Annotated in this window: 15 protein-coding genes and 1 other RNA gene; 5 read left to right on the forward strand and 11 right to left on the reverse strand. The window is 42.9% G+C overall.

Annotated features, from left to right (window positions below; all coding sequences use genetic code 11):
- Positions 1-220: 220 nt before the first annotated feature.
- The 3 genes from NSS60_RS12905 to NSS60_RS12915 are packed head-to-tail and all read right to left on the reverse strand — an operon-like array spanning position 221 to position 5581.
- Positions 221-2002, reverse strand: a complete 1782-nt coding sequence (locus NSS60_RS12905; RefSeq protein WP_004892449.1) for an acyl-CoA dehydrogenase family protein — start codon at positions 2000-2002, stop codon at positions 221-223.
- 15 nt (positions 2003-2017) lie between these two features.
- Positions 2018-3190: an acetyl-CoA C-acetyltransferase gene (locus tag NSS60_RS12910; RefSeq protein WP_004892453.1), complete on the reverse strand. Its 1173-nt coding sequence runs from the start codon at positions 3188-3190 to the stop codon at positions 2018-2020.
- Positions 3191-3202: 12 nt separating this feature from the next.
- A complete protein-coding gene (locus NSS60_RS12915; protein WP_064214154.1) occupies positions 3203-5581 on the reverse strand; it encodes a 3-hydroxyacyl-CoA dehydrogenase/enoyl-CoA hydratase family protein in 2379 nt (792 codons plus the stop codon).
- 148 nt (positions 5582-5729) lie between these two features.
- On the opposite strand from NSS60_RS12915, the gene NSS60_RS12920 reads away from it, so the two are divergent.
- Positions 5730-5876: a YuzL family protein gene (locus NSS60_RS12920; protein ID WP_009362277.1), complete on the forward strand. Its 147-nt coding sequence runs from the start codon at positions 5730-5732 to the stop codon at positions 5874-5876.
- Positions 5877-5894: 18 nt separating this feature from the next.
- Here NSS60_RS12920 and NSS60_RS12925 read toward each other — a convergent pair whose 3' ends face one another.
- Positions 5895-6812, reverse strand: a complete 918-nt coding sequence (locus NSS60_RS12925) for a proline dehydrogenase family protein (protein ID WP_004892460.1) — start codon at positions 6810-6812, stop codon at positions 5895-5897.
- Positions 6813-6976: 164 nt separating this feature from the next.
- Here NSS60_RS12925 and NSS60_RS12930 point away from each other — a divergent pair, with 164 nt between their 5' ends.
- From NSS60_RS12930 to NSS60_RS12940, 3 genes are all read left to right on the forward strand, one after another.
- Positions 6977-7228 carry a hypothetical protein gene (locus NSS60_RS12930; protein WP_004892462.1) on the forward strand — a complete coding sequence of 84 codons (252 nt, stop codon included), beginning with the start codon at positions 6977-6979 and terminating at the stop codon, positions 7226-7228.
- Positions 7229-7241: 13 nt separating this feature from the next.
- Positions 7242-7565, forward strand: coding sequence for a spore coat protein (locus tag NSS60_RS12935; RefSeq protein WP_004892464.1), 324 nt, complete (start codon positions 7242-7244; stop codon positions 7563-7565).
- Positions 7566-7678: 113 nt separating this feature from the next.
- Entirely contained in the window at positions 7679-7852 is a 174-nt protein-coding gene (locus NSS60_RS12940; RefSeq protein ID WP_009362281.1) for a hypothetical protein, read from the forward strand.
- A 48-nt stretch (positions 7853-7900) separates the two neighbouring features.
- Here NSS60_RS12940 and ssrA read toward each other — a convergent pair.
- The 7 genes from ssrA to NSS60_RS12975 all read right to left on the reverse strand — a co-directional run bounded on the left by ssrA (position 7901) and on the right by NSS60_RS12975 (position 13476).
- Positions 7901-8253, reverse strand: a transfer-messenger RNA (tmRNA) gene (ssrA, locus tag NSS60_RS12945).
- A 100-nt stretch (positions 8254-8353) separates the two neighbouring features.
- Positions 8354-8818: an SsrA-binding protein SmpB gene (gene smpB, locus NSS60_RS12950; RefSeq protein WP_004892472.1), complete on the reverse strand. Its 465-nt coding sequence runs from the start codon at positions 8816-8818 to the stop codon at positions 8354-8356.
- A gap of 78 nt (positions 8819-8896) precedes the next feature.
- Complete coding sequence (gene rnr, locus NSS60_RS12955) at positions 8897-11173, reverse strand: ribonuclease R (protein WP_064214201.1); 2277 nt, start codon at positions 11171-11173, stop codon at positions 8897-8899.
- Between the two features lie 20 nt (positions 11174-11193).
- Positions 11194-11931, reverse strand: coding sequence for an alpha/beta hydrolase (locus NSS60_RS12960; protein ID WP_004892476.1), 738 nt, complete (start codon positions 11929-11931; stop codon positions 11194-11196).
- A 53-nt stretch (positions 11932-11984) separates the two neighbouring features.
- Entirely contained in the window at positions 11985-12218 is a 234-nt protein-coding gene (secG, locus tag NSS60_RS12965; protein ID WP_004892478.1) for a preprotein translocase subunit SecG, read from the reverse strand.
- Positions 12219-12698: 480 nt separating this feature from the next.
- Entirely contained in the window at positions 12699-12911 is a 213-nt protein-coding gene (locus NSS60_RS12970) for a hypothetical protein (protein WP_004892480.1), read from the reverse strand.
- Positions 12912-12948: 37 nt separating this feature from the next.
- Positions 12949-13476 carry a hypothetical protein gene (locus NSS60_RS12975; protein WP_230456218.1) on the reverse strand — a complete coding sequence of 176 codons (528 nt, stop codon included), beginning with the start codon at positions 13474-13476 and terminating at the stop codon, positions 12949-12951.
- 93 nt (positions 13477-13569) lie between these two features.
- Here NSS60_RS12975 and NSS60_RS12980 point away from each other — a divergent pair, with 93 nt between their 5' ends.
- Positions 13570-14751 carry an IS701 family transposase gene (locus NSS60_RS12980; RefSeq protein ID WP_088223650.1) on the forward strand — a complete coding sequence of 394 codons (1182 nt, stop codon included), beginning with the start codon at positions 13570-13572 and terminating at the stop codon, positions 14749-14751.
- The last annotated feature ends 56 nt before the right edge of the window (positions 14752-14807 follow it).

Here is a 14807-nt window from a genome sequence, read left to right on the forward strand (position 1 = left end):
GCGCTACCCACCACGCTTGTTTAACCTTGCACGACAGAGGAACGGGATGGAGAAGCACCCGAACGTGTCATGACATCTATAACGTAGGCTCTGTTTCAAGCCTTGGTCTGATCAACATGGGGCTTACAAGCCCATGATTTTAGTCATTGGGTTGTTGACCTCATCTATACACAATATAACAAACAGAAAGTACCAGACGATGCGTCTGGTACTTCCATTATTACACAACATATCGTTCAGCTTCAATTAGTGCTTGCGCTGCCTCACGTTTTTTCGCAATGATGTTGATTGGCGTATGACGTGTTAATTTACGCAATGCTGATAGCATCATACGCAACATGTCACCTTGTTCGACAGCGACGATCGTTTCTTTTGCATGTGCTTCAATTTCGTTAAATGCTTCCTGGCAGAAAATTTGTGTATACAATACTTTTTGTTTGTTTTTCTCAACGCCAGATTGGGCAATCGCTTTTTCCGTGCGTAAAAGCGCAGATTCCATCGCATATACGTTGCTAACGATGTCTGCAATATTCACAAGCACTTCTTGCTCTTTTTCAAGTTTCGGACCGAATTTTTGCGCCGCCAGTCCCGCGACCATTAAAGCGATTTTTTTCGCATTGCGGACAAGGTACTTCTCTTGTTCAAGCACGCCATCGCCAACTTCTTCCGGCATCAACATCATTAATTCTTCTTGTAATTGTTGCGCTTTTTGTAAAAGCGGCAATTCACCTTTCATCGCCTTTCTTAAATACATTCCTGGTACAAGGAGGCGGTTAATTTCGTTCGTTCCTTCAAAAATACGGTTAATACGTGAATCGCGATACATGCGTTCAATTTCGTATTCTTGCATAAAGCCGTAACCGCCATGAATTTGTACACCTTCATCTACAACGTAGTCAAGCATTTCTGTCGCAAACACTTTGTTTAAAGAGCATTCAATCGCGTATTCTGCAATCGCTTTTGCCGTTTCTTTTCCGTCTTTTGCTTGTTCATCTGTCAACTGTCCCATGCGCGCTTCAAATAAACCGACTGTACGGTAAACGGAGCTTTCTGCCGCATACAATTTCGACGCCATCGTCGCTAATTTTTCTTGTGTTAATGTAAATTTCGAAATTGGTGTTTTAAATTGTTGACGTTGATTGGCGTATTGAATCGTCACTTCTAGGGCACGTTTTGCTCCGCCAACGGCACCGACGCCAAGCTTATAACGGCCGATGTTTAAAATGTTAAAGGCGATGATGTGGCCTTTGCCGATTTCGCCAAGGACGTTTTCTTTCGGAACGAGCGCATCTTGTAAAATTAATGTGCGCGTCGATGAGCTTTTAATGCCCATTTTCTTTTCTTCTGCTCCTGTCGATACGCCGGGGAAATCGCGCTCAACGATAAATGCCGTGAAATGCTCACCGTCTACTTTGGCATAGACGACGAATACGTCGGCAAAACCAGCGTTTGTAATCCATTGTTTTTCCCCATTTAAAACGTAATGCGTACCTTCCGCATTTAGTTTGGCTGTCGTTTTCGCACCGAGCGCATCTGAGCCAGAGCCTGGCTCTGTTAACGCATAAGCAGCAATTTTCTCACCTGTCGCTAGTGCCGGTAAATATTTTTGTTTTTGCTCCTCTGTTCCGAACAAGACGATTGGAAGCGAGCCGATCCCGACGTGCGCACCGTGTGAAATCGAGAAGCCGCCCGCACGCGCCATTTTTTCAGCAATTAATGCCGAGCTAATTTTATCTAAACTTAATCCACCATATTCTTCAGGCACATCTGCACCAAGCAATCCGAGTTCACCTGCTTGTTTTAAAAGCGCAACAGAACGATCAAACTCATGATTTTCTAAATGTTCAAGTTGCGGTAACACTTCATTCACGACAAATTCTTCTGTCGTTTTCGCAATCATTTTCTGTTCGTCTGTAAAATCTTCTGGTGTAAACACTTGCGTTGGTGACACATCTTCAATTAAAAAGCTACCGCCTTGTGCAACTTTCAATGTTTTTTCCATCATTATTTCCCCCTCTTATAATAATTCAAATACGCCAGCAGCACCCATACCGCCGCCAATGCACATCGTGACAATACCAAATTGTTCGTTGCGACGACGCATTTCATATAAAAGTGTCAACGTTAGCTTTGCACCTGTACAACCGAGCGGATGACCGAGGGCGATCGCTCCTCCGTTTACGTTTACTTTTTCTTCATCTAGTCCGAGTTCGCGAATGACTTGAATTGATTGTGATGCGAACGCCTCGTTTAGTTCAATTAAACCGATATCAGAAAGCTCAAGACCCGCAAGCTCAAGCGCCTTTGGAATGGCTGCAATCGGACCGATACCCATCACTTCAGGTGGAACACCTGCAACAGCAAACGAGCGGAATTTACCAAGCGGTTGTAAACCGAGCGCTTTCGCTTTTTCGTGATCCATCACCATCACCGCAGCTGCTCCGTCGCTCGTTTGGGAAGCGTTTCCTGCTGTTACCGTTCCGTTTACCGAAAACGCAGGGCGTAACTTCGCGAGCGTTTCCATATTTGTATCTGGGCGTACTCCTTCATCTTGACTAAACGTCATCTTTTTCTCTACTAATTTATTGTTTTCAATATGACGGACTGTCACTTCGACCGGCACAATTTCATCGACAAATTTTCCTTCGGCAATCGCTTTTGCTGCTCTTTGATGGCTGCGAACAGCAAACGCATCTTGCTCTTCGCGCGTCACCCCATATTTCATCGCGACTTGCTCAGCTGTATGCCCCATCGACATGTAATACTCTGGCGCACTTTCTGCGAGCTTCATGTTCGGACGTACGACATGACCCATCATTGGAACCATGCTCATCGACTCCACGCCACCAGCAATGACGGTATCTGCATGCCCAAGCATAATTCGCTCTGCCGCATAAGCGATCGCTTGTAATCCTGATGAACAATAACGGTTAATTGTAATCGCTGGCACTGTATACGGCAAACCAGCAAGCGCACCAATGTTGCGCGCAATATTCAACCCTTGTTCTGCCTCTGGCATAGCGCAGCCGATAATGAGATCGTCAATGTTTCCTTCATAGTTTCCTGCTCGTTTCAACGTTTCTTTAACAACAATCGCCCCTAAATCATCCGGGCGGACGTTTGCTAACGTCCCTTTTTTCGCTTTGCCGACAGGCGTGCGCGCCCCGGCAACGATGACCGCTTCTTTCACGTCAATCCCCCCTTAGTTTCTTAACGGTTTTCCTTTAACAAGCATATGTTGCATGCGCGCTTGCGTTTTCGGCTCACCGACAAGACTTAAAAATGCTTCGCGCTCTAAATCAAGCAAATATTGTTCGTCCACTTCTGTTCCGTACGGTACGCTTCCACCAGCGATGACGTATGCAAGCTTTTTCGCAATTTTTAAATCATGCTCCGAAATATAGCCTGAATAATACATGCCTTGAGCGCCAAGCAACAACGCCGCATACCCTGTTTCCCCGACAACCGGGATTTTTTTACGCACCGGCGGTTTGTATCCGCTCTCATATAGCGCTAATACAGCTTGTTTTGCGTCATGAATGAGATGATCACCATTGATCGAAATACCATCTTGTGCATTTAAGAAATTTAACTCACGCGCTTCTGCTGCCGATGTCGATACTTTCGCCATCGCAATCGTTTCAAACACTTTATTTGCAACCTTTTGCAAATCAAATTCCACACCGTTTGGCATGCCGCTTAAATGTTTAATGTATAGCTCTTTATTTCCACCACCGCCTGGAATGAGACCTACACCTACCTCAACAAGCCCCATGTATGTTTCTGCAGCTGCCTGAATGCGTGAAGCTGGCAAGCAAATTTCCGTTCCACCGCCTAACGTCATCGCAAATGGTGCGACAACGACCGGTTTAGTGCTATATTTAATATTCATCATCGCTTGTTGGAATTGACGAACGACCATTTCAATTTCAAAATAGTTATCATCTTGCGCTTCCATTAAAATCATCGCAAGGTTCGCGCCGACACAGAAGTTTTTTCCTTGATTTCCGATGACAAGTCCTTTATAGTTGCGGTCAACTTCTTCTAACGCGTAGTTAATCATTTGGACGATGTCAAATCCAATGGCGTTGTTCGGTGAATGAAATTCGAGTAATGCTACATCGTCACCAAGGTCAATTAAACTTGCACCACTATTTTTCTTAATGACCCCTTTTTGTTCTTTTAAGCGCTGAATGTGAATGACTTTTTCATTTTCTTCAACCGGCTTATATTGTCCACGATCGTAGTATGATACGCGACCGTGCTCGTATTTATAAAACGCCTCATATCCGCTCGCAAGCATATCTTCAACCCACGATGGTACTTGACGACCTTCCGCTTTCATTTTTTCAACAGACTGCTTCACACCGATCGCATCCCATGTTTCAAAAGGACCGAGCTCCCAGCCAAAGCCCCATTTCATTGCACGGTCAATCGCTACGATGTCATCTGCGATTTCACCGAGCAACTGAGCGGAATATAATAACGTCGGGCTTAAAATATTCCACAGCAGTTGACCAGCGCGATCGTTCGCATATACAAGCGCTTTCAATTTGTTCGCTGTTCCTTTTGCTTGTTTGCTCATCTCGATCGACGGTGCCTTTAGTTTTTTCGTCGGTTCATACTCGAGCGTTTCATAATTTAATTCAAAAATGTCTTTTCCTTTTTTATAGAAAAATCCTTGCCCTGACTTACTGCCAAGCCATCCTTTTTCAACCATCGTTTTCATAAAAGACGGAACAGTAAACGCTTCTTTTTCTTCGCCTTCTACTTTTTCGAATACGTTGTTAGCTACATGAATAAACGTGTCTAAACCGACGACATCGAGCGTGCGGAACGTCGCACTTTTCGGACGACCGATTAATGGGCCTGTCACAGAATCGACTTCGCCGACGCTATAGCCGCCTTTCATCATTTCACGTACCGTCACAAGCAAACCGTACGTACCGATCCGATTGGCGATAAAATTTGGCGTATCTTTCGCAAGAACGACGCCTTTGCCAAGCACATTTTCACCAAATTGTTTCATAAACGTAACAACAGCTGGATCAGTGTGCTTTGTCGGAATGACTTCTAATAGTTTTAAATAGCGCGGTGGATTGAAAAAGTGCGTGCCTAAAAAGTGCTTTTTAAAATCGTCCGAGCGTCCTTCGGCCATCGCTTCGATGGAAATGCCGGACGTGTTTGAGCTGACGATACTTCCTTGCTTTCTGACTTCATCCACTTTTTCAAACACACTTTTTTTCACATCAAGTCGTTCAACAACGACTTCAATAATCCAATCGCATTCGGCTAAGCGATGAAAGTCATCTTCAAAGTTACCGACTTCGATCAATGCTAAGTTGTCTTTCGACATAAGTGGCGCTGGTTTTTGTTTCAATAAACGTTGAACCGCTTGATTGACGATGCGATTGCGCACTTGTTTATGTTCAAGCGTCCATCCTTTTGCTTGTTCTTCAGCTGTCAACTCTTTCGGTACAATATCTAACAACAATGTCGGAATGCCGACGTTCGCTAAATGCGCCGCAATTCCCGATCCCATAACTCCGGAACCGAGAACCGCTGCTTTTTTAATTCGCATGCTCGTTCCCCCTTATCCGAATTGAATGAATGGTCATTCATTTTTCCTTTATCTTAAATATAAATTATATTTTAAATTTTCGCAACAAATAAATGTAGCGAATTTTGTCAACGATTTAGGAAATGATACAAAAGGAGGTGATGAGGCAATGAAAATGAAAAAACACCCGTCTAAAGCAGGTGTAAGCGCTGCAAGTGTGAAAGGAAATGCTGGTCCGACGGTGGAACGTGATGGAGGCGGAAAGAAAACAAGCCAAAATCAACAATATGGAAAAGAAAATATGGGAAATGAATAAAGGTGGGACACCCCACCTTTATTTTTTGAATATACCTTTTAACACAAATGCCACGTTGGCTGGGCGTTCTGCTAAACGGCGCATAAAATAGCCGTACCAATCGGTTCCATATGGAACGTAGACGCGCATTGTGTATCCTTCACGTACTAATTGTTCTTGTCTCTCTGGACGAATGCCGTATAACATTTGGAATTCAAATTGATCGTTCGGGATGTTATATTCCTTCACGAGTTGTTTCGTGTATTCAATTATCTCATCATCGTGCGTAGCAACAGCTGTATAGTTTCCGTTTAATAGATGCATCTTAATAATCTTTTTAAAGTTTTCATCTACATCTTTTTTGTCTGGAAAAGCGACTTCCTGTGACTCTTTATACGCGCCTTTCACGAGACGTAAATTCGGATGATACGCATTTAAATCTTCGATGTCTTTTTCCGTACGGTACAAATATGCTTGCAATACCGTTCCAACATTGTCATACTCTTTCTTTAACTGCTTAAATATATCGATTGTTTTTTGACAACGAGAATAGTCTTCCATATCAATTGTAACGAATACGCCGTGGGCTTTCGCTTCATCTAAAATACGGCGCATATTTTTCATCACAAGCTCATCGGAAATGTCTAATCCCATCGACGTCATTTTTAATGATAGTTGTGAATTTAGTTTATTTTCACCAATTGCACGAATCGCCTCAATCGAATGGTTCGCCATTTCATTCGCTTCTTGCTCGTTATCAACAAATTCACCTAAATAATCGATCGTGACCGCTAGTCCTTTACGATTCAGTTGTTGAATAACTTCTACTGCCTGTTCGATTGTTTCTCCCGCTACAAAACGCGACGCACCGAAACGAAGACCGTAACGCTTCGCCAATTTTGTTAACGTTTTATTTTTTGACAAAAATAAGAAAAAGTCGCGCATCAACTGCTCCATTGTTGTTTACCCCCTTTTGCAAGCGCATCCACCCGTATTGTAACACGTTTTCAATCGCTTGAATATGCTTTTGTCGAATAATCGTATTTTTTGTCTACATACGTATAACTATACAGCAAGTGGGCAATATACAGTCGAATGCGATTTTATTAGGAGGGATCCAGATGCAGCAACAAATGAACATGCAACAACAAGCGATGATGGCTCAACCGCCTGAAATGATTTCGACGAAAGACGCCCTTTATTTAACGGATGCGCTCTCATGGAATTTGATTGCGATGAAAAAAGCACATTTTTTCGCTTCTCAATGTCAAGATCAAGAAATTAAACAAGCGATTGATCGCGTTGGACAAATGCACCAACGTCATTATCAGCAACTTTTACATCAATTGCAACCATCTGCCCACGTGCAATAAAGGAGGACATAACATGAAGGTGCAAAATCCAGAAACACAAATTCCAAAAACCCCACAAATGAACGATCGCGATTTTATTAATGATATGTTATCGACTGAAAAATATATGACAGACAGTTATTGTACGTTTTTAAATGAAGCAAGTCATCAACATTTGTATGACGAAATATTGCATATATTTACCGAAACACAAAACTGTCAACGTGAATTGTACAACTTAATGTTTAAAAAAGGTTGGTATGCGCTTGAACAAGCAGACCAGCAAAAATTACAACAATCATATCAACAATTTCAAGGATATGCGAGCCAATTCCCGTACAACAATATGATACAATAAGAAAAGCCGACTGCTGATGCAGTCGGTTTTTCTTATGATGAGCCCAACCATTGGACAAACGCCTTGCATATCGTGTTAATGTAATGATGAATTTGCGAGGAGGGAATGCTCAAATGTATGGTCGCAGACCGTTTTTCGGTTTTTTCGGTGCACCGTTTTTTGGGGGCTTTCTAGGTGGATTGCTCGGCAGCGCATTAACGCCTTATCCGTTTTATCCGCCACGCCCATATTATTATCCACCACGTCCATATCCGTTTTATCCATATGGTGGCGGATGGTATTATTAAATATAAAACGCTAGAGAGGCATTTACTCTCTAGCGTTTTCTCATTAGCGTATGGAGACGGTGGGAGTCGAACCCACGTCCAGAGGTATCGCCACTTAAGCGTCTACGAGCGTAGTCGGTATATTTATGTTTCGCTGCTTCTTCCGCCTACCGACAGGCATCCGAGCAGCTAGTCTGATTATTCTCTTCCCTCGTCCTCAGACGGCGGACTTGGGCGTAGCCCACTTGTTATGAACCCCTAGGCCGCCACATGGGCGATGGCGGTAGGAGTTAGCCGCGTTAATTAAGCAGCTAAAGCGTAGTTTTCTTTGCCAGTTATCTTTAAGTGACGTTTTTACGAGGACGATCCCCTCGGCTCGCAGCTTAAGCTCGATCTACCCCTGTCGAATCCGTAACGTCCCCGTATAAGAGAAACGTACGAAGGAAGCTTAAGCTTTTATAACTGGCTGACACTTTTTATTATATCACATTTCAGGTGCTTTGCAATTGTAACATACTGGGTTTATTTCTGCCGTTCGCGGAAAGCGCGTTCGACTTCGCGTTGGGCTTCTTTCTTTTTCATATCTTCCCGTTTGTCGTATTTTTTCTTTCCTTTTCCGACGCCTAGCAACAGTTTCGCAAAACCATTTTTAATGTATAGCTTGAGCGGCACGAGCGTATAGCCTTGTTCTTTTGTATAGCCGATGAGCTTGCTAATTTCGCGACGATGAAGCAGTAGTTTGCGCGTCCGCAACGGATCATGATTGTAACGGTTGCCTTGTTCGTACGGACTAATATGCATATTATGCAAAAACACTTCACCTTTTTCCACTTTCGCAAATGAATCTTTTAAGTTCACCTTGCCTGCGCGAATCGACTTAATTTCCGTTCCTTGCAACACAAGTCCTGCTTCGTACGTTTCTTCAATGAAATAATCGTGATGTGCTTTTTTATTTTGAGCGATCAGCTTTCCTTCCCCTTTTGGCATTTGTTTCCCTCCCTTCAGACAACGAATATTTTAGCAAAAATAAGAAGAAAGGAAAAGCCTCATCAGTGGAGGCTTTCCTTATCGTTTTTTCTTTTTCTTCTTTTTCATGTTTGGTATATCTTCATAAAACTTTTTCTTTTTCTTCGTTTTTTTCGTTGGCCATTGCTCTTCTTTTTTCTTTTTCTGTTTTCCTTCGATGACGACTGGAGCAGCTTTCGCTTGTTTACGTTTGCGCCCTTTCATACCGACAATTTCAAAATCGACGATGCGCTCCTCTTTATTGACATTAATGACGCGCACCGTAATTTCGTCACCGATGCGGTACACTTTCCCTGTTCGTTCGCCGATCATCGCATAATGCTGCTCATCGTAATGATAATAATCGTCCGTTAAATAGCTAACGTGTACAAGCCCTTCGATTGTATTCGGCAGTTCAACAAACAATCCAAAGTTTGTCACCGAGCTAATAATGCCGTCAAACTCCATGCCAATTTTATCTTCCATAAACTCTGTTTTCTTCAAATCATCTGTTTCGCGCTCTGCCTCGACTGCACGACGTTCCATATTCGACGTATGTTCGGCAATTTCCGGAAGCTTCTCCGCCCATTTTTGCTGCGTTTGTTCGTCGATTTGCCCGTTAATTAAATACGTGCGAATAAGGCGATGCACAATTAAGTCTGGGTAGCGACGAATCGGCGATGTAAAATGCGTATAAAATTCCGTTGATAACCCGTAGTGACCTAGACTTTCAGCATCATAACGCGCTTGCTTCATCGACCGGAGCATGACGGTTGATACGACCATTTCTTCTGGCTCGCCACGTACCGCTTCCAACACTTCTTGCAAGGCGCGCGGATGAATTTGGTTTCCTGTTCCTTTGACAATATAGCCGAAATTCGTAATAAACTCTAAAAAACGCTGCAGCTTCTCAGGCTTCGGATCTTCATGCACACGATAAATAAATGGAACGTTCATCCAATGAAAATGTTCTGCAATCGTCTCGTTTGCCGCTAACATAAATTCTTCGATTAATCGTTCAGCAACAGAACGCTCACGCAAGATGATATCATACGGTTTTCCATTTTCATCGACAAGCACTTTCGCTTCTTTAAAATCAAAGTCAATTGCACCGCGCTTCATGCGTTTGTCGCGTAAAATATCCGCCAATTCCGCCATTAACTCAAACATCGGCACAAGCGGAGCGTATTTTTCTCTTAGCGCCTCGTCTTTATCGACAAGAATGCGGTTCACATCGGTATACGTCATTCGTTCAGTCGTACGAATAACGCTTTGAAAAATTTCATGGCTCACGACTTCACCGCGATCGTTTATTTCCATCTCGCACGACAACGTCAAGCGATCGACTTTCGGATTTAATGAACAAATACCGTTTGACAAGCGATGCGGAATCATCGGAATGACGCGGTCAACTAAATAAACGCTCGTTCCGCGCTCATATGCTTCGCGGTCAATCGGCGAGCCTTCCGTCACATAGTGGCTTACGTCGGCAATATGAACGCCTAACTTATAATTTCCGTTTGCTAACTTTGTTACGGTCACCGCATCGTCTAAATCTTTTGCGTCCTCGCCGTCAATCGTCACAATCATTTCGTTGCGTAAGTCCCGTCGACCCTGTAAATCTTCTTCCGAAATTGTATCCGGAATGCTGTTCGCATGGGCAATGACGTCTTCTGGGAATTGGAGCGGCAATCCATGTTTATGGATAATCGATAAAATATCGACCCCCGGATCGTTTTTATGCCCTAAAATTTTAATAACTTCCCCTTCTGCACTAATACGTCCCTCTGGATACGTCGTTAAACGGACGACAACTTTATGCCCTTCAACCGCACCGTTTGAAGCATGTTTCGGAATAAAAATGTCGTTGACGATTTTTTTATCGTCTGGAATGACAAAACCGAAGTTTTTGCTTTCTGTATACGTACCGACGACTTCTGTAATGCCCCGCTCAATAATGCGGACGATCGTCCCTTCTTGACGCGCCCCCGTTGCTTGTCCGTTGACACGCACAAGAACGGTGTCGCCATGCATCGCATTCTTCAATTCCGACGGTGGAATGAAAATGTCATCAAGCGTCGGATCTTCTGGAATGACAAACGCAAACCCTTTCGCATGGCCGGTCACTTTGCCGCGAATTAAGTTCATTTTCTCCGGCAATCCATACCGATTGCTTCTCGTTCGGACGATTAGTCCTTCTTCTTCTAATGCGACAAGTGTTTTGACAAGTTCTTTAAATTCGGCTGCGTCTGTAATATGAAACGCTTCTTCTAGCTCTTGAACAGTCAGAGGTTTATACGCTTCATCGCGCATAAACGATAATAATTTTTCCTTCATTTACTTCCTCCTTTCGAGGATTACCAATCTAATGATTCTAAAAATGCATAAATGTCTTCATGAAGCTGTTCTTTTTCTTTATCAAGCGTAATGACGTGTCCTGACTCCTCATACCATTTTATTTGTTTTACGGGAGACTCGACGCCGTTATAAATAATATTTGCACTATCTGGGTTAATCATGTCATCATGACGCGCTTGTACAACAAAAACAGGTGCATAAATGAAATCTAAATGATCGCGCACATCAGCAATAAGTTGTTGCAGTGCTTTCAATGTTTTCATCGGCGTTTTCGCAAACTCCGCCATTTCGCGCTCGATTTGCTCCTCGCTTTTTCCTTCTCGCTTTTTATATTCGCGAGCGTATGCTAAAACTCCTTCATACATCGTCTGTTCGCTTTTAATATACATCGGGGCACACATTGGTACGATGCCAACGACAGGAACAGTATAGCCAAGTTTTAACGAAAACACACCGCCAAGCGATAATCCAACAACAGCGATTTTTTCATGGGTTTGTTTTAAATATTCGTAAGCGTTTATCACATCTTGCCACCAATCTTCCGGGCCGGTATGAACGAGCTCCTCTGGCGGCACGCCATGTCCTTTATAAATTGGAGCGTGGCACGTATATCCTTTTGACTGTAAAAAACGACCAAGCATACGAACATCCGCCGAATTTCCAGTAAATCCATGCAATAATAAAACAGCACGTTCACCAGCTTCAAACGTAAACGGTTGTGGTGCAACAAGTTTCACAAATGATTCCTCCTTTCTCCACGAAAAAAGCGATCCACATTGCTGGACCGCTGTTACAGTTCAAAATAAGTGACAGCTACTGTTAATACGAAAAACAACACCGCAAGCACAACAGTCAGACGGTGTAACACCGCATCAATGCCGCGTGCTTTCTGTTTACCAAACAATTGTTCAGCACCGCCGGTAATCGCACCAGAAAGCCCTGCACTTCGGCCTGATTGCAATAAAACAACCGCAATGATTCCAATACAAACAATTACAAGTAACGTAACAAGAAACGCATGCATACTTTACACCTCCAACGACGCACATCACAATAGTTTCATTTTAACACAACACGATTCATTTGTACAACGGACGAAAAGATACGGGATAAAACTTTAGTCATGATGATTTTCCGAAACAACAGACAAATAAAAAGCCACAGCAAGATTGCAAAATTTGTCGAAAACATCTTTTTCCCCCTTGATTTTGTTTTACAATTCGAATAAAGAGAGGGGTGATGCAAATGAACAGAAACCATTTTTTGAGTCCCTAAAAAATCTAAAATTTTATTAACACAGGAGACATGTCCCCGATTCCATTGAAGCTCGTTACAAAGCAAATCGAGCTTCAACTGTGTTATAAAAAACAGCTACATGTTTCCTAAGAGGTGCCTTATATAACAAGTGAAGCCTTGGAACTCCGACCCAAGGCTTCACTACTTTCAGAAGCTAGGACTGTGACGAATGTTGCTGCTTTTTTAACTTGTTGACCATGAGAAACACTCATTTGTCTAGTTGACATTTTATTTCGTGTTCTAGTTCCTCAATCTCCAACCTCCATTTATCACGTGTACTGTACAGTACTTCACATATAAAACTTGAAAAAGAGCTTTTATTTTCGGATATCTCCTGTTCTAATTTTATTAAATCTCGTTTTAGTCTTTTAACTGCTTCTTTTTTCTCTTCGATTGATAAGTATTCGTAAATTTTTCTCATCGTTATCTCCTCATATCAGTTTTGATAAAATATAAAATTAAAGGATTAACCAAGTAATCGTTCTTGCAATAGCATCAGCGATAAGTAACGAATATGTACCAGGTACTCTCGCTTCGATTAATAAGGAATTTAGTTTAGTTTTAATTGTACTTTGAGCTAAATCATTCGCATCATCAATCCAACTTTCTAGATCATCTAATGCTTCTACAACTTTGCTTTTATTATTATTAAAATATTTTGCTGTATCCTCATCAAACCATTTCAATATATAGTTTAAAACATCTCCGCCTTTATCAATGGCAGCTTTAATAATTTTAATTGCTTGTTTAACTAGGAATCCTTTTATCCCATAAGGCTGCACTTGTTGTTGAGTAATTTGTGCATTTTGAATAGTTGGTGTAATTGTCAAAAACGTAGCGGTAGATGTTTCTTTTTGTACAATGGGTGTATTATTTGAAGTCGCACTTGCTAAATTGACACCTATCATAAAAACAGACGAGAGACCAAAAACTCCTGCCAAAATTGCAATAAATATTTTACTGTAGATGAGCAAATTTACTAACATAAATTTACAACCAAACAAAAAAGAAGACATGAACCCGATTCCTTGGTTAGAATAGATGTGCCAACAAACCATTCACAAGGAGGTTCATGTCTCATGAATAGATTAGCACATCACCAAGGAATCCACAAGTTTTTGACGATGTTGGGGTTGGCCCTTTATTTCTCGAAACCTGTCATGAAGCATCTCGTTCATATCGTGGATGCGATGATTACAAAGGGCTTTTCGGGAACGCTGACCGATCTACATCATGGGAGTTTTCATCCGAACCATCGCACGACACTGAGCCATTTTTTCACGAAAAGCCCATGGGAGGAAGAGACGCTGCTTCGCAAACTCCAACAGTGGGTGCTTCATCGTGTCGAACGCAGCTCGAAACGAGAGAATCAACCCATTTTTGTTTCGATCGATGATACGATTTGCCAAAAAACGAAGCCCTCGTCACGGGCAACACACGCCATTCAAGGGTGTGATTGGCACTATTCTCACGCAGAGAAAAAGTCGATCTGGGGACATTCTCTCGTTTGGCTCATGGTTCATACGATGACCCAAGCGTTTCCTTTTGCCTTTCGCCTCTACGACAAGACGGCGGGGAAAAGCAAAGGGGAACTCGCGATCGAGATGCTTTCTTCGTTGGATGTGAGTCGCCCCGTTTATGTGCTCATGGACTCTTGGTATCCATCGAAAACCCTCGTGGGAGCCTGCTTGAAAAAAGGGTTCCACGTCATCGCGATGCTGAAGACGAATCGGATTCTCTATCCAAAAGGGACGGCCATTCAAGCAAAGGAATTTGCCAAATCTATGGAGCCACGGGATACCCGCCTCGTCACGGTGGGAAAAGAGCGTTATCGGGTGTATCGCTACGAAGGTGCTCTGAACGGTCTCAAGGATGCCGTGGTGCTGCTCGCATGGAAAGCCGATCAGCCGATGACGCCGAAACATCTTCATTGCGTCTTGAGCACCGATCGCGAGCTAAGCGATGAAGAGATCTTGCGCTACTATGCTGCACGTTGGTCGATCGAATGTTTTTTCCGTCAAGCGAAAGACCAGCTGAAACTCGATGGATACCGCGTTCGCGGGCGTCGGGCGGTGAAACGGTATTGGATCTTGGTGCAACTTGCGTATATGTACAGCATGTTCGAGTCGAACAGTGATTTTTCGGATGGGCTCGATCTCCTGCGCAAGAGAAAAGGACATAGCCTCGTGGAGTTCATTTACCGTGCAGCGAAACAAAATATTCCCATTGATACCGTGAAAAAACAGCTCCACGTGGCATAAGGGGTACCCTGTTTGTCTCTTTTTAAATGGTAATTATTGTAACGAAAATTGCTCAA

Origin of the sequence: Anoxybacillus sp. FSL W8-0382 (assembly GCF_038003845.1) — a bacterium.
Lineage (GTDB): Bacteria > Bacillota > Bacilli > Bacillales > Anoxybacillaceae > Anoxybacillus > Anoxybacillus flavithermus_G.

Coding starts and splice junctions, on each gene's coding strand:
- NSS60_RS12920 (WP_009362277.1), top strand. CDS start 5,730: ATGAAAATGAAAAAACACCCGTCTAAAGCAGGTGTAAGCGCTGCAAGT.
- NSS60_RS12975 (WP_230456218.1), bottom strand. CDS start 13,476: ATGTTAGTAAATTTGCTCATCTACAGTAAAATATTTATTGCAATTTTG.
- rnr (WP_064214201.1), bottom strand. CDS start 11,173: ATGAAGGAAAAATTATTATCGTTTATGCGCGATGAAGCGTATAAACCT.
- NSS60_RS12935 (WP_004892464.1), top strand. CDS start 7,242: ATGAAGGTGCAAAATCCAGAAACACAAATTCCAAAAACCCCACAAATG.
- NSS60_RS12970 (WP_004892480.1), bottom strand. CDS start 12,911: ATGAGAAAAATTTACGAATACTTATCAATCGAAGAGAAAAAAGAAGCA.
- secG (WP_004892478.1), bottom strand. CDS start 12,218: ATGCATGCGTTTCTTGTTACGTTACTTGTAATTGTTTGTATTGGAATC.
- NSS60_RS12905 (WP_004892449.1), bottom strand. CDS start 2,002: ATGGAAAAAACATTGAAAGTTGCACAAGGCGGTAGCTTTTTAATTGAA.
- NSS60_RS12925 (WP_004892460.1), bottom strand. CDS start 6,812: ATGGAGCAGTTGATGCGCGACTTTTTCTTATTTTTGTCAAAAAATAAA.
- smpB (WP_004892472.1), bottom strand. CDS start 8,818: ATGCCAAAAGGGGAAGGAAAGCTGATCGCTCAAAATAAAAAAGCACAT.
- NSS60_RS12980 (WP_088223650.1), top strand. CDS start 13,570: ATGAATAGATTAGCACATCACCAAGGAATCCACAAGTTTTTGACGATG.
- NSS60_RS12940 (WP_009362281.1), top strand. CDS start 7,679: ATGTATGGTCGCAGACCGTTTTTCGGTTTTTTCGGTGCACCGTTTTTT.
- NSS60_RS12930 (WP_004892462.1), top strand. CDS start 6,977: ATGCAGCAACAAATGAACATGCAACAACAAGCGATGATGGCTCAACCG.
- NSS60_RS12915 (WP_064214154.1), bottom strand. CDS start 5,581: ATGCGAATTAAAAAAGCAGCGGTTCTCGGTTCCGGAGTTATGGGATCG.